The organism is Pseudomonas sp. MWU16-30323, assembly GCF_020515595.1.
GTDB lineage: Bacteria > Pseudomonadota > Gammaproteobacteria > Pseudomonadales > Pseudomonadaceae > Aquipseudomonas > Aquipseudomonas yamanorum.
Window position 1 is genome coordinate 139,319 of the sequence record NZ_JAIWYM010000004.1, and the last position, 14,923, is coordinate 154,241.

The following is a 14,923-nucleotide window of genomic DNA, read 5'->3' on the forward strand; positions in this document are numbered from 1 at the left end:
TGCATCATGCGGCACGGGCTGACAAGAGAGGATGAAGGCTAAGTGCTATAAGTGGGTTATCGGCCAGCGAACGGTTTTCTACAACCGGGGTGATGGGCGGTGTACAACCTCGATTTCCGTGTACAGGTTTTGCCTGGAAAGCAGGCAAAAAAAGCCCCGCCAATTGGCGGGGTTGAGGTACGAGCGTGGCGCTCGGAAATCGGTGAAGCCAGGTCTCCTGCGTGTGCAGGAGACCTGTTATGGCTTAAAGCAGGATGGTGCGGATGTCGTTCAGCAACTGGCTCAGGCGCTGGGTGAAGCGTGCGGCAGCCGCGCCGTTGATCACACGGTGATCGTAGGACAGCGACAGTGGAAGCATCAGCTTCGGCTGGAACGCTTTACCGTCCCACACAGGCTGGATAGTGGCCTTGGAAACACCCAGGATCGCCACTTCCGGCGCGTTGACGATTGGCGTGAAGCCAGTGCCGCCAATGTGGCCGAGGCTGGAGATGGTGAAGCACGCGCCCTGCATGTCGTCCGGGGTGAGCTTCTTGTCGCGGGCCTTGGCCGCCAGTGCAGCAGCCTCAGCGGCAAGCTGCAGCAGGCTCTTCTGGTCGACGTTCTTGATGACCGGTACCAGCAGGCCATCCGGAGTGTCGACGGCAAAGCCGATGTGCACGTACTTCTTGCGAATGATCGCCTTGCCGCTAGGTGCCAGCGAACTGTTGAAGTCCGGCAGTTCCTTGAGCAGGTGTGCGCAAGCCTTGAGCAGCAGGGGCAGCACGGTCAGCTTCACGCCGGCCTTCTCGGCCACGGCTTTCTGCGCAACGCGGAAAGCTTCCAGGTCGGTGATGTCGGCCTGGTCGAACTGGGTCACGTGCGGGATGTTCAGCCAGCTGGCGTGCAGGCCGGCCGCGCCGATTTGCATCAGGCGGGTCATCGGCACTTCTTCGATTTCGCCGAAGCGGCTGAAGTCGACGGTGCGGATCGGCGGAATGCCCGAGCCGCCGGTAGCAGCGCCGGCAGCCGGAGCTTCCTTGGCCTTCTGCATCATGGCTTTGACGTAAACCTGCACGTCTTCCTTCAGCACGCGACCGTGTGGGCCAGTGGCCGACACAGCGCTCAGCTCGACGCCGAATTCACGGGCCAGTTGGCGCACGGCAGGGCCGGCATGAACCTTGGCACCGCTCGGCGCAGGTGCAGCCGCCGGAGCCGGTGCGGCCTCGGCTTTTGCAGCAGGTGCAGGGGCGGCAGCAGGTGCAGCTTCAGCCTTGGCGGCCGGAGCAGCGGCGGCTGGAGCGGCAGCAGCAGGAGCAGGAGCCGAAGCGCCCGCCACTTTCAGCTTGAGGATGAAGTCGCCAGTGCCGACTTCGTCTTCCAGCTTCACGGCAATGCTTTCCACCACGCCGGCAGCCGGCGAAGGGATTTCCATGGAGGCCTTGTCGGACTCCAGGGTGATCAGCGACTGGTCGGCTTCGACGGTGTCGCCGACTTTAACCAGCAGCTCGATGATCTTGGCCTTGCCCGAAGAACCGATGTCCGGAACATGAATGTCCTGGACTGTTTCGGCGGCAGGTGCAGCAGCCGGAGCCGCAGGGGCCTCGGCAGCAGCGGCAGGCTTCTCGGCGGCAGGAGCCGGGGCAGCAGCAGGAGCGGCCGCCGCAGGGGCCGCATCAGCGGCACCTTCGATTTCCAGCTCAAGCAGTTCGTCGCCTTCTTTCAGGCGATCGCCCAGCTTCACTTTCAGGCTCTTGACCACGCCAGCCTTGGGAGCAGGGATTTCCATGCTCGCCTTGTCCGATTCCAGGGTCAGGATGCTCTGGTCGGCTTCGACGGTGTCGCCGACCTTCACAAACAGTTCAATTACTTCACCTTCACCGCTGCCGATGTCAGGTACGCGAATGAGTTCGCTCACAGAAAGTCTCCTCAGCAGTCCAGTGGGTTGCGTTTTTCCGGGTTGATCCCGAACTTGACGATAGCGTCAGCTACCACCTTGGGTTCGATTTCACCACGGTCAGCCAAGGCTTCCAGGGCTGCCAACACCACGAAGTGACGGTCGACTTCGAAGAAGTGACGCAGCTTCTTGCGGCTGTCACTACGGCCGAAACCGTCGGTGCCCAGGACTTTGAATTCCTTGGACGGTACCCACTGACGAATTTGTTCAGCAAACAGTTTCATGTAGTCGGTAGAGGCGATCACCGGACCTTTACGGCCAGCCAGGCACTCTTCGACGTAGGTGCGCGCAGGCTTCTGGCCCGGGTGCAGACGGTTGCTGCGCTCTACGGCCAAGCCGTCGCGACGCAGTTCGTTGAAGCTGGTAACGCTCCATACGTCAGCGCCGACGTTGAACTCTTCACGCAGGATTTTTGCCGCTTCACGCACTTCGCGCAGGATGGTGCCGGAGCCCATCAGTTGCACGTGGTGAGCGGCTTCCTTGGTGTCTTCTTCGAGCAGGTACATGCCCTTGATGATGCCTTCCTCGACACCGGCCGGCATGGCTGGCTGCTGGTAGGACTCGTTCATCACGGTGATGTAGTAGAAAACGTCCTGCTGCTCTTCGGTCATCTTCTTCATGCCGTCCTGGATGATCACCGCCAGCTCATAGCCGTAGGTTGGATCAAAGGTGCGGCAGTTCGGGATGGTGCCCGCCAGGATGTGGCTGTGGCCGTCTTCGTGTTGCAGGCCTTCGCCGTTCAGCGTGGTCCGCCCGGCAGTACCGCCGATCAGGAAGCCACGGGTACGGCTGTCGCCGGCTGCCCAAGCCAGGTCGCCAATACGCTGGAAACCGAACATCGAGTAGAAGATGTAGAACGGCAGCATCGGCTGGTTGTGGCTGGAGTACGACGTACCGGCAGCGATGAAGGAGCTCATGGCGCCCGCTTCGTTGATGCCTTCTTCGAGGATCTGGCCCTTCTTGTCTTCCTTGTAGAACATCACCTGGTCTTTATCGACTGGCTCGTAGAGCTGGCCGACGGAGGAGTAGATGCCCAACTGACGGAACATGCCTTCCATACCGAAGGTACGGGCTTCGTCCGGGATGATCGGCACGATACGCGAGCCGATTTCCTTGTCCTTGACCAGCTGCGCGAGGATTCGCACGAAGGCCATGGTGGTGGAGATTTCACGGTCGCCCGAACCGTCCAGGATAGCCTTGAGGGTATCCAGTGGCGGAGTCGGGATGTTGAAGCTCTTGGCGCGGCGCTGTGGCACGAAACCGCCCAGTGCGGTGCGACGCTCGCTGAGGTAGCGGGCTTCGGCGCTGTTTGGCTCTGGCTTGAAGAACGGCAGGTTCTCCAGCTCTTCGTCCTTGACCGGGATGTCGAAGCGGTCGCGGAACAACTTCAGGCTGTCGACATCGACTTTCTTGGTGTTGTGCGCAGTGTTCTTCGCTTCGCCGGCACCGGTGCCATAACCCTTGATGGTCTTGGCCAGGATGACGGTTGGTTGTTCTTTGTGGTTGACCGCTTCGTGGTACGCCGCGTAGACCTTGTACGGATCGTGGCCGCCACGGTTGAGTTTCCAGATCTCGTCGTCGGACAGATCAGCAACCATCGCCTTGAGTTCTGGCGAGTTGAAGAAGTGTTCACGTACGAACGCGCCGTCTTTGGCTTTGTAGTTCTGGTACTCGCCGTCGATGACTTCGTCCATGCGGCGTTGCAGGATACCGTCGACGTCTTTGGCCAGCAGTGGGTCCCAGAAACGGCCCCAGATGACTTTGGTCACGTTCCATTGAGCACCGCGGAACACGCCTTCGAGTTCCTGGATGATCTTGCCGTTGCCGCGAACCGGGCCGTCGAGGCGCTGCAGGTTGCAGTTGATGACGAAGATCAGGTTGTCCAGCTTCTCGCGGCCAGCCAGGGAGATGGCGCCCAGGGATTCCGGCTCGTCACACTCGCCGTCGCCCAGGAAGCACCAGACTTTCTGCTTGCCTTCAGGGATGAAGCCACGGGCTTCCAGGTACTTCATGAAACGTGCCTGGTAGATCGCCTGGATCGGGCCCAGGCCCATGGATACCGTCGGGAACTGCCAGAAGTCAGGCATCAGCCAAGGGTGCGGATAGGACGAGAGGCCCTGGCCGTCGACTTCCTGGCGGAAGTTGTTCATTTGTTCTTCGCTGATGCGGCCTTCCATGAACGCACGGGCGTAGACGCCTGGCGAGGTGTGGCCCTGGAAGTAGATCAGGTCGCCGCCGTGTTCTTCGGTCGGGGCCTGGAAGAAGTAGTTGAAGCCAATGTCATACAGGGTTGCGCTGGAAGCGAAGCTGGAGATGTGACCGCCCAGGTCAGAATCTTTCAAGTTCGTGCGCATTACCATCGCCATGGCGTTCCAGCGTACCAACGAGCGAATGCGGCGTTCCATGAACAGGTCGCCAGGCATGCGTGCTTCGTGGGTTACCGGGATGGTGTTGCGGTACGGCGTGGTGATGGCGTAGGGCAGTTGCGAGCCGCTGCGGGTCGCGAGTTCGCCCATACGGGTCATCAGGTAATGAGCACGGTCTTCGCCTTCTTTGTCGAGAACCGATTCCAGGGCGTCCAGCCATTCCTGGGTTTCGACGGGATCGAGGTCTTGCATGGCTTGCTCCAGGGCGGAAAGGCTACCAGAATCGGTTGCCTGAAGTTTGCGACTGGCCTTGTGGGCAGACGACATAAATTCTTGGATGGCCGAAGGTTGCTTCGGCGTCCTGTAGTTTTACTACAAATCGTCGGCCATTTCAGCCTTTCGAATGTATATACGAGTAGTAAAACTACACAAGACTGAGCGGATTGCTCGGTCTAGCTGGCGAGCATAATCGTTATTGTTGATCTTTTGCGAACAAGAAAGGGTAGAGATTTGATGTTGACTGCCAAAAAAGAAAAATTTTCAGCTATTTCTAACCTTTGTTCGACAGTCCTTCACCGAGCGTGGTTCTTGCGTTCACAGCGACAAGCCCTTTACGCGCCGATCAAGGATAGACCATGAGCCTTCCCATGCAGGCCGAACTACCGGCCATCCTGCTTCCATTTGCCAAGCGGGCCGAGCAGTCATTTCGTGACGCCGTGGCCGGATTGGACGGCGATAATGGCCTTTCTGAGTGGACGCCGCAACGGTGGGCTGACTTCGCCCGTGTGTGCGCCGCCAGTGATTTCGTCATTGAACAGAGTGTTCGTGACCCTTTGATGTTGCTGGAACTGGTGGCCTGGGGCGAGCTGGACCGCGGCTTTGCCCCCGGCGAGCTGTGCGGGCAGATTGCGGCTGCCGTGCAGCAAGCCCAGACGGAAGACGAGCTGGGCCGCGTTCTGCGACGCCAGCGCACCCGCCAGCAAGTGCGGATCATCTGGCGCGACCTGACCCGACAGGCGGACCTGGTGCAAACCTGCCGTGATCTCTCGGACATGGCTGACGCCAGCATCGACCAGGCGTATCAGTGGTTGTACCAGCGCCACTGCGTCCTGTTCGGCACGCCTACCGGCCGTCGCAGCGGCGAGCCGCAGCACATGGTCATCCTCGGCATGGGCAAGCTCGGCGCCGTGGAGTTGAACCTGTCATCCGATATCGACCTGATCTTTGCCTACCCCGAAGGCGGCGACACGGTCGGCGTGAAGCGCTCGCTGGATAACCAGGAATTCTTCATCCGTCTTGGTCAAAAACTGATCAAGGCCCTGGACCCGATGACCGTCGACGGCTTTGTGTTCCGCGTCGACATGCGCCTGCGGCCCTACGGTTCAGCCGGGGCGCTGGTGCTCAGTTTCAATGCGTTGGAGCAGTACTACCAGGATCAGGGCCGCGACTGGGAACGCTACGCCATGATCAAGGCGCGGGTGGTGGCGGGTGACCAGGTGGCTGGCGCGCAACTGCTCGACATGCTGCGACCGTTTGTCTACCGGCGTTACCTGGACTTCTCCGCCATCGAAGCGCTGCGCACCATGAAGCAGTTGATCCAGCAGGAAGTGCGGCGCAAGGGCATGGCCGAGAATATCAAGCTGGGCTCGGGCGGCATCCGTGAAGTCGAATTTATCGCCCAGGCGTTCCAACTGATCCACGGCGGCCGCGACCTGAGCCTGCAACAACGCCCGCTGTTAAAAGTGCTGGGCACCCTGGAAGGCCAGGGTTACCTGCCACCGGCGGTGATTGCCGAGCTGCGCGATGGCTATGAATTCCTGCGCTACACCGAACACGCGATCCAGGCGATTGCCGATCGCCAGACGCAGATGCTCCCGGACGGCACCGAAGACCAGGCGCGGATTGCCTTCATGATGGGCTTCCCGGACTGGACCGCGTTCCATGAGCGCCTGATGTACTGGCGTGGGCGAGTTGACTGGCACTTCCGCCAGGTGATTGCCGACCCGGATGAAGAAGAGGGCGAAGAGAGCGAGTTGGTGGTGGGCGGTGAGTGGTTGCCGTTGTGGGAGGAGTCCCAGGACGAAGAGGCGGCTTGCCGACAGTTGCAGGAGGGTGGTTTTGCCGACGCGCCCAAGGCCTTGAAAGCCTTGGCTGGCCTGCGCAGCAGTCCACAATTGCGTGCCATGCAGCGATTGGGTCGCGAGCGCCTGGATGCGTTTATCCCACGCCTGCTGGCCCAGGCTGTCGAGCACGCCAACCCGGACCTGGTGCTGGAACGCGTCCTGCCCTTGGTCGAAGCCGTCGCCCGGCGTTCCGCTTATCTGGTGCTGCTGACGGAAAACCCCGACGCCCTGCGCCGCCTCCTGACCCTGTGCGCCGCCAGCCCGTGGATTGCCGAACAGATCACCCGCTTCCCGCTGCTGCTGGACGAATTGCTCAACGAAGGCCGCCTGTTCAAGCCGCCGCTGGCGCCGGAACTGGCCGCCGAATTGCGCGAGCGCCTGACACGCATCCCCGAAGATGACCTTGAGCAGCAGATGGAGGCCTTGCGTCACTTCAAGCTGGCCCACCGCCTGCGGGTGGCCGCCTCGGAAATCGCCGGCAGCCTGCCGCTGATGAAAGTCAGCGACTACCTGACCTGGCTCGCCGAAGCCATCCTCGAGCAAGTGCTGGCCCTGGCCTGGCGCCAGACCGTCGCCCGTCACGGTTCGCCGCAACGGGTGGACGGCACCTTGTGCGATCCTGGCTTCATCATTGTCGGTTATGGGAAAGTCGGCGGCATCGAATTGGGGCATGGTTCGGACCTGGACCTGGTGTTTATCCATGACGGTGACCCCCAGGCCGAAACCGACGGCGCCAAGCCGATCGACGGTGCGCAGTTCTTTACCCGACTGGGCCAGCGGATCATTCACTTGCTGACCACCCAGACCAACTCCGGGCAGTTGTATGAAGTGGACATGCGCCTGCGGCCTTCGGGCGCATCCGGTTTGCTGGTGAGTTCCCTGGGCGCCTTTGCGCGCTATCAGGAAAACGAAGCCTGGACCTGGGAACACCAGGCGCTGGTACGTGCGCGGGTGCTGGTAGGCAGTCAGGATGTGGGGCGTGCTTTCGAGCAGGTGCGGGCGCAAGTGCTGGGCCGTGCACAGGACCTGGACAAGCTGCGCCAGGAGGTGAGCGAGATGCGCGCCAAGATGCGCGACAACCTCGGCACCAAGTCCACGGCGGCGGGAACGGCGGCGAATGCCTTCGAACCCACGGTGGCGTTCGACCTCAAGCAGGACGCCGGAGGTATCGTCGATATTGAATTTATGGTGCAATACGCGGCTTTGGCGTGGTCTGCGCAACATCCATCGTTGCTGCGCTACACCGACAATATCCGCATTCTGGAAGGGCTGGAGCAGGTCGGGCTGATGCCCGCCGCCGATGCCCATTTGCTGCGCGAGGTGTATAAAGCCTACCGTTCCGCCGCTCACCGCCAGGCCTTGCAGAACGAGGCCGGGACCGTTGCCGGGGATCAGTTCGCTGACGAACGGCGCCAGGTGCAGCGAATCTGGCATGAACTGGGGTTAAGCTGAAACACTATATAAGGCGGGGAGGCATGAGCCTCCCCGTATCGTTTGTGGAAACTACATGAATATTCTGATCGTTGGGCCCAGTTGGGTCGGTGACATGGTGATGGCACAGACACTGTTCCAGTGCCTGAAACAACGCCATCCCGACTGCCAAATCGACGTGCTCGCCCCCGAGTGGAGCCGGCCGATTCTTGAGCGTATGCCCGAGGTGCGTCAGGCTTTGAGCTTCCCGCTCGGCCACGGCGCGCTGGAGCTGGCGACCCGTCGACGTATCGGCAAGTCCCTGGCCGGCCAGTACGATCAGGCGATCCTGTTGCCCAACTCGATGAAATCGGCGCTGGTGCCGTTCTTCGCCGGCATTCCCAAGCGCACCGGCTGGCGTGGTGAGTTTCGCTATGGCCTGCTCAATGATGTGCGCAAGCTCGACAAGGCCCGCTACCCGCTGATGATCGAGCGCTTCATGGCCCTGGCCTACGCGCCGGGTGCCGAGCTGCCTACACCGTATCCGCGCCCGAGCCTGCAAATCGACCCGGTCACCCGCGATGCGGCCCTGGCCAAGTTCGGCCTGGAGCTGGACCGTCCGGTGCTGGCGCTGTGCCCCGGCGCCGAGTTTGGCGAGTCCAAGCGCTGGCCGTCGGAGCATTACGCCAAGGTCGCGGAGATGAAGATTCGCGAGGGCTGGCAAGTCTGGTTGTTCGGCTCGAAAAACGATCATTCGGTGGGCGAGGATATTCGCCAGCGCCTGATCCCGGGCCTGCGGGAAGAAGCCGTTAACCTGAGCGGCGACACGTCCCTGGCCGAGGCCATCGACCTGCTGTCCTGCGCCGACTCGGTGGTGTCCAACGACTCCGGCCTGATGCACGTGGCTGCGGCGCTGAACCGCCCGCTGGTGGCGGTGTACGGCTCTACATCTCCCGGGTTTACCCCGCCGCTGGCCGACAAGGTCGAAGTGGTGCGCCTGGGCCTGGATTGCAGCCCGTGTTTTGATCGCACCTGCCGCTTCGGCCACTACAACTGCCTGCGCCAGTTGCTGCCGCAACCTGTCAGCGACGCGTTGCAGCGGTTGCAGGGCACTGTGGTCGAGGTCCGTTAAGTTGCGGGTTCTGGTAATCAAGACCTCATCCCTGGGCGATGTGATTCATGCCTTGCCGGCGTTGACCGACGCGGCGCGGGCGATCCCGGGCATCCGGTTTGACTGGGTGGTGGAAGAAGGCTTCGCCGAAATTCCCACCTGGCACCCGGCGGTGGACAAGGTGATCCCGGTGGCGATCCGCCGCTGGCGCAAGAACCTCTGGCAGACCTTCAAGAGTGGCGAATGGCGGCGTTTCAAAAAGAGCGTGCAGTCGACCAAATACGACTTGGTGATCGACGCCCAGGGCCTGTTGAAAAGCGCCTGGCTGACCCGCTACGTGCGCGCGCCCGTTGCCGGCTTCGACAAGCAGTCGGCTCGTGAACCGTTGGCGGCGCACTTCTATTCCCGTCGTTTGGCCGTGGCCCGTGGGCAGCATGCGGTGGAGCGTTTGCGCCAGCTGTTTGCCGTGGCCCTCGGTTATGACCTCCCAAAAGGCCTGGGCGACTACGGCCTCAGCGTCGACAAGCTGCTGGGCCTGCCGCCGAAAAAGCCGTTTGTACTGCTGCTGCACGGCACCACCTGGGACACCAAGCACTGGCCGGAAGCCTACTGGCGCGACCTGGCCGAGCGCATGGACCGCTTTGGCGTGGACGTGAAATTGCCGTGGGGCAATGCCGCCGAAAAAGCCCGGGCCGAACGCTTGGCCAGCGGCCTGAAAAACGCCGAAGTGTTGCCCAAGTTGAACCTGGCGGGCGTGGCCCGAGTGCTGGCGAGTGCCAAGGCGTGTGTCGCAGTCGACACCGGTCTCGGTCACCTGGCAGCCGCGCTGGATGTGCCGACGATTTCCCTGTTCGGCCCCACCAATCCTGGCCTGACCGGCGCCTACGGCAAGGCGCAGGTCCACCTGGCCAGCGATTTTCCGTGTGCGCCGTGCCTGCAAAAGAAATGCACCTATCAACCGACTGCCGAAGACCAGCGTCGGTTTGATCTCAAGCGCGAGTGGCCCCTGTGCTTCACTCGCCTGAACCCTGAGCGTGTCGCAACGCGATTAAGCACGTTGTTATTGGCTGAGGAACACTGATGCAACTGGCTTTTGTCCTCTACAAGTATTTCCCCTTTGGTGGCCTGCAGCGCGACTTCATGCGCATTGCCCTGGAGTGCCAGCAGCGCGGTCACAAGATCCGCGTCTACACGCTGATCTGGGAGGGTGACGTGCCGCCGGGCTTCGAAGTGCTGGTGGCCCCGGTCAAGGCGTTGGTCAACCATCGGCGCAATGAAAAGCTCTACGCCTGGATCCAGGCCGACCTGGCCAAGCGCCCGGTGGATCGCGTGGTGGGCTTCAACAAGATGCCGGGGCTGGACCTGTATTTCGCCGCCGACGGTGTGTTCGAAGACAAGGCACAGACCCTGCGCAACCCGATGTACCGCTGGTTCGGCCGATACAAACACTTTGCCGAATACGAGCGCGCGGTGTTCGACAAGGACGCCAAGACGCAGATCATGGTGCTGTCCGAGCACCAGCAGCAGCTGTTCACCCAGTATTACGGGACCCAGGCCGAGCGTTTTCACTTGTTGCCACCGGGTATCGCCCGCGACCGCCGTGCGCCGCCCAACGCTGCCGAGGTCCGTGCCGAGTTTCGTCGCGAATTCGGCCTGGCCGAAGATGATTTGCTGCTGGTGCAGATCGGCTCGGGTTTCAAGACCAAGGGCGTCGATCGCAGCCTCAAGGCCGTGGCCGCGCTGCCGTCGAACCTGAAGAAACGCACCCGTCTATTTGTAATCGGCCAGGACGACCCCAAAGTATTCCAATTGCAGAGTGCAGCGCTGGGCCTGGGCGACCAGGTGCAGTTCTTCAAGGGGCGCAGCGATATCCCGCGCTTTCTGCTGGGCGCGGACCTGTTGATCCACCCCGCGTACAACGAGGCGGCCGGCATGGTGCTGATCGAAGCGGTGGTCGCCGGCCTCCCGGTGCTGGTGAGCAAGGTCTGCGGTTACGCGTTTTACATCGACAAGGCCCGCAATGGCCGAGTGTTGGACGAACCGTTCGAGCAGGCCCAGCTCAACCAGTACCTGGTGGATATGCTCGACGATCCACAAGCGCGCGCGGCCTGGAGCCGCAATGGTCTGGCCTTCGCTGAGACGGCCGACCTCTATAGCATGCCGCAGTACGCTGCGGACCTGATTCTGGCGGAGCCAAACCGATGAAGTTGATTCTTGCCGAACCGTTCAAGACCCTGTGGGCCGGACGCGATGCGTTCGCCGAAGTCGAGAAGCTGGACGGCCAGGTGTACCGTGAACTGGATGCCCGCCGTACCTTGCGTACGGAAGTGGACGGCCACGGCTTTTTCGTGAAGATCCACCGGGGGATCGGCTGGGCCGAAATCCTCAAGAACCTGATCACCGCCAAGTTGCCGGTGCTGGGCGCGGGCCAGGAATGGCTGGCGATCCAGCGCTTGCAGGAAGTGGGCGTGCCGACCATGACCGCCGTCGCTTACGGCGAAAAGGGCAGCAACCCGGCGGACCAACACTCTTTCATTGTCACCGAAGAGCTGGCGCCGACCGTCAGCCTCGAAGACCTGAGCATGGACTGGGTCAAGCAGCCGCCGGTGCCTGTGATCAAGCATGCGCTGATCGCCGAAGTGGCGCGCATGACCGGCATGATGCACCGCGCCGGGGTCAACCACCGCGACTGCTACATCTGCCATTTCCTGCTGCACACCGACAAGCCGCTGGTAGCCGATGACTTCAAGCTGTCGGTGATCGACCTGCATCGCGCCCAGGTGCGTTCGAAGATTCCGTTGCGCTGGCGCAACAAGGACCTGGCCGCGCTGTACTTCTCGGCCCTGGACATCGGCCTGACCCGCCGCGACAAACTGCGCTTCCTCAAGGGTTACTTCCAGCAGCCACTGCGCCAGATTCTCGCTGAAGAAGCCGCCTTGCTCGGCTGGCTGGAACGCAAGGCGGCCAAGCTCTACGACCGCAAGCAACGCTACGGGGATGCGCTCTGATGGCGGGTTGGAACCTGGAACCCGCTTACGCCGCCCTGGCGGATGACTTTGGTAGCCTGGAAGCCGTGTTCGCCCTGCAAGGCGAGCGGCTGACCCGCGATCCGTTGTCCGAAGTGATTCGCGTGGAGCGTGGCGGGGTCAACTATTACGTCAAGCGCTACGTCGGTGCGGGCAAGGGTTTGCGCCGCTACCTGGGCAAGCCACGGGTCAAGTCTGAATGGCAGAACCTCAAGCGCTTCGCCAAGTGGGGCATTCCCACTGCCGACGTGATCGCCTGGGGCCTGGAACGCAAAGGCCTGGCTTATCACCGTGGGGCGATGATCACGCGCGAGCTGCCCAAGACCGAAGACTTGTCGGCATTGGCCGAGCGCAATGACCCGCAACTGTCCGACCCGGTGTGGGTCAGCAAGGTCAGTCGCCAGCTCGCTGAATACACGCGGACCATGCACGACCATCGGTTTACCCATAACGATTTGAAGTGGCGCAACTTGTTGGTGGACGACCAGCAAACCCTGTACCTGATCGATTGCCCCAACGGCGATTTCTGGCGCGGGTTCTGGCTCAAGTACCGCATCACCAAGGACCTGGCCTGCCTGGACAAGGTTGCCAAGTATCACTTGTCGGCTACCCAGCGCCTGCGCTTCTACATGCAATACCGTCAGCGCAAACACCTGAGCGCGGCGGACAAACAGCGAATTCGCCACGTGGTGAAGTTTTTCGAGGGGCGAGAATGAGTGATTTCCTGGCGGCCGAAGATCGAGCATTGCTTGAGCGCAACGGCCTCGGCACTTTCGACGCGCTGTGGGCCAAGCAACTGGATGCCGTGGACGAGCCGAATACCAGTCGCGGCGGCTGGAGCAGCGTGTTTCGCCTCGAGCTCGAAGGCCAGGGCTACTACCTCAAGCGCCAGAGCAACTACCTGACGCGCACCTTGCACCGCCCGTTTGGCGAGCCGAGTTTTGCCCGCGAGTTTCGTAACATCAGCCGCTATCGGCAGTTGGGTATTCCGGCGTTGCAGGCGGCGTTTTTCGGTGAGCGCAAAGTGGCCGGAGAGCATCGGGCGATGTTGCTGACCCGGGCGCTGGATGGTTGGAATGATCTGGATTCGTTGCTGGAGCAATGGTCTGAGTTGAGCGACGTGCAGCAGCGGGCAATCCTGCTGGCCTGCGGTCAGCTTGCTCGTCAGTTGCACAGCGTGGGCCAGGTGCATGGCTGTTTTTATCCCAAGCATATTTTCCTGCAAGCCACCGGCGACGGGTATGCGGCACAGTTGATCGACCTGGAGAAAACCCGCCCGCTGCTGTTCGGCTGGCGTGACCGGGTCAAGGACCTGGAGCCGCTGTTGCGCCGTGCGCCGCAATGGTCGGACGATCAGGTGCGCCAGCTGTTGGCGGCGTATCTGGATCAGCCGCAGGACAGCGCGTTGGTCGCTACCTGGCACCAGCGCCTGGCGGCCCGCCGCAGTCACAAGGAGAACCGCTGATGCGTTTGTCCGAACTGAAACATGCCGGCCGTACACCCAGCCTGCCCTTGAGCATCGAGCTGGCGGACGCTGCCGGGCCTGGGCAGTTGCAATTGCTCAGTTTGCTACGGGTATTGCCGGGCCAGCGCTATGTCGGCGCAGCCGTGTGGCGCGGGCGCCCGGTGCTGGCCAAACTGCTGGTGGGCAGCAAGGCGGCGCGGCATTTTCAGCGTGAACTCAAGGGTGTGCGGCTGTTGGCCGAGCAAGGCCTGACCACACCGCTGTTGCTGGCCGATGGTCTGCAAGAAGGCGAGGGCGGCTGGCTGCTGTTCGAGTTCCTGGAAGGTGCCGACAGCCTGGCCGATGCCTGGCATGCCGTCGAAGCCTTGCCGCCGCTGGCTGACGAGCAGCAGGCGGTGCTGGCCGAAGCGTTGGGCGCGATTGCGCAGATGCACGCCAAGGGCCTGTGGCAGGAAGACCTGCACCTGGACAACCTGCTGCGCCAGGACGGCAAACTGTATTTGATCGATGGCGCCGGGATTTGTGTCGAAGAGGCGGGCAAGCCGCTGTCGCGCAACCGGGTGCTGGAAAACCTCGGGGTGTTTTTCGCACAGTTGCCGAAAAACCTCGAGCCGTTTACCGAAGAGCTACTGGTGTATTACCTGCTGAGCAATGGCGAACATGCCTTGCCGCTGGAAGCACTGCAAAAGCAGGTACGTAAAGTCAGTGCCTGGCGCTTGAAGGATTTCCTGAGCAAGGTTGGCCGTGAGTGCACGCTGTTCAGTGTGGTGCGCGGGCCATTCGCGTTGCGCGCGACCCGTCGTGAGGAAGAAGCGTCGATGCTGCCGGTGCTGGAGCAGGCTGACGCGCTGCTGGATCAGGGCCACCTGTATAAAACCGGCGGGGCGGCCAGTGTCGCCAAGGTCGAGGTGGCCGGTCGACCCCTCGTGATCAAACGCTACAACATCAAGGGTTTTGCCCATTGGCTCAAGCGCTTCTGGCGGCCGAGCCGGGCCTGGCATTCGTGGCGTGAAGGCAATCGCCTGGCATTTCTCGGTATCGCCACGCCCAAGCCACTGGCGTTGCTGGAAAAGCGCTTCCTGTGGCTGCGCAGCCGGGCTTACCTGGTGACCGAGTACCTGCCCGGGCCGGACATTATCGAGCGGTTTGCACCGCACGTTGAAAGTGGCGAGGCGCCCGAGGCCGAATTGCAGGCCCTGGATTACTTGTTTGCAGAGTTGATCCGCGAGCGCATCAGCCATGGGGATTTCAAGGGGCATAACCTGTTCTGGCACACGGATCGCTGGGCGTTGATCGACCTTGATTCGATGTGTCAGCACACGTCCTTGAGCAGCTTCGCTCCGGCATATGCCAGGGATCGGGCAAGGTTTATGCGTAACTGGCCTGAGAGCAGTGCGTTGTATCGGGTGATTGATCAGCGGTTGCCAAAGGCAGTGGGTTAGGGGGGTTGGGGCCGCTGCGCGGCCCAGCGGGAGCCAGCTCCCTCGCC

10 protein-coding genes are annotated in these 14,923 nt (G+C 61.9%); 8 read left to right on the forward strand and 2 right to left on the reverse strand.

From position 1 onward, the window contains the following. Positions 1-244: 244 nt before the first annotated feature. Positions 245-1,894 (reverse strand): dihydrolipoyllysine-residue acetyltransferase, encoded by a 1,650-nt coding sequence (aceF, locus tag LIY45_RS07125; protein ID WP_226475815.1) that lies wholly within the window; start codon positions 1,892-1,894, stop codon positions 245-247. 11 nt (positions 1,895-1,905) lie between these two features. Next, the gene (aceE, locus tag LIY45_RS07130; RefSeq protein WP_017478294.1) at positions 1,906-4,551 is read right to left on the reverse strand and encodes a pyruvate dehydrogenase (acetyl-transferring), homodimeric type; all 2,646 of its coding nucleotides are present in this window, start codon (positions 4,549-4,551) and stop codon (positions 1,906-1,908) included. A gap of 383 nt (positions 4,552-4,934) precedes the next feature. Here aceE and glnE point away from each other — a divergent pair, with 383 nt between their 5' ends. From glnE to LIY45_RS07170, 8 genes are read left to right on the forward strand one after another with little or no spacing between them, the layout of a single operon-like run. Continuing rightward, positions 4,935-7,874 (forward strand): bifunctional [glutamate--ammonia ligase]-adenylyl-L-tyrosine phosphorylase/[glutamate--ammonia-ligase] adenylyltransferase, encoded by a 2,940-nt coding sequence (gene glnE / locus LIY45_RS07135; protein ID WP_226475816.1) that lies wholly within the window; start codon positions 4,935-4,937, stop codon positions 7,872-7,874. 55 nt (positions 7,875-7,929) lie between these two features. Further along, positions 7,930-8,964, forward strand: a complete 1,035-nt coding sequence (gene waaF / locus LIY45_RS07140; protein WP_087692498.1) for a lipopolysaccharide heptosyltransferase II — start codon at positions 7,930-7,932, stop codon at positions 8,962-8,964. A gap of 1 nt (position 8,965) precedes the next feature. Continuing rightward, positions 8,966-10,024, forward strand: a complete 1,059-nt coding sequence (gene waaC / locus LIY45_RS07145; protein WP_017478297.1) for a lipopolysaccharide heptosyltransferase I — start codon at positions 8,966-8,968, stop codon at positions 10,022-10,024. After that, positions 10,024-11,148, forward strand: a complete 1,125-nt coding sequence (locus tag LIY45_RS07150) for a glycosyltransferase family 4 protein (protein ID WP_226475817.1) — start codon at positions 10,024-10,026, stop codon at positions 11,146-11,148. The genes waaC and LIY45_RS07150 overlap by 1 nt, the downstream gene beginning before the upstream one ends. Next, on the forward strand, positions 11,145-11,951 hold the full coding sequence (gene rfaP / locus LIY45_RS07155; protein ID WP_076015502.1) for a lipopolysaccharide core heptose(I) kinase RfaP: 807 nt from the start codon (positions 11,145-11,147) through the stop codon (positions 11,949-11,951). Before LIY45_RS07150 ends, rfaP begins: the two co-directional genes overlap by 4 nt. Then, entirely contained in the window at positions 11,951-12,685 is a 735-nt protein-coding gene (locus LIY45_RS07160) for a lipopolysaccharide kinase InaA family protein (protein ID WP_017478300.1), read from the forward strand. Before rfaP ends, LIY45_RS07160 begins: the two co-directional genes overlap by 1 nt. Further along, on the forward strand, positions 12,682-13,434 hold the full coding sequence (locus LIY45_RS07165) for a lipopolysaccharide kinase InaA family protein (protein ID WP_008439156.1): 753 nt from the start codon (positions 12,682-12,684) through the stop codon (positions 13,432-13,434). The genes LIY45_RS07160 and LIY45_RS07165 overlap by 4 nt, the downstream gene beginning before the upstream one ends. Next, positions 13,434-14,876 carry a lipopolysaccharide kinase InaA family protein gene (locus LIY45_RS07170; protein ID WP_226475818.1) on the forward strand — a complete coding sequence of 481 codons (1,443 nt, stop codon included), beginning with the start codon at positions 13,434-13,436 and terminating at the stop codon, positions 14,874-14,876. Before LIY45_RS07165 ends, LIY45_RS07170 begins: the two co-directional genes overlap by 1 nt. Positions 14,877-14,923: the final 47 nt, after the last annotated feature.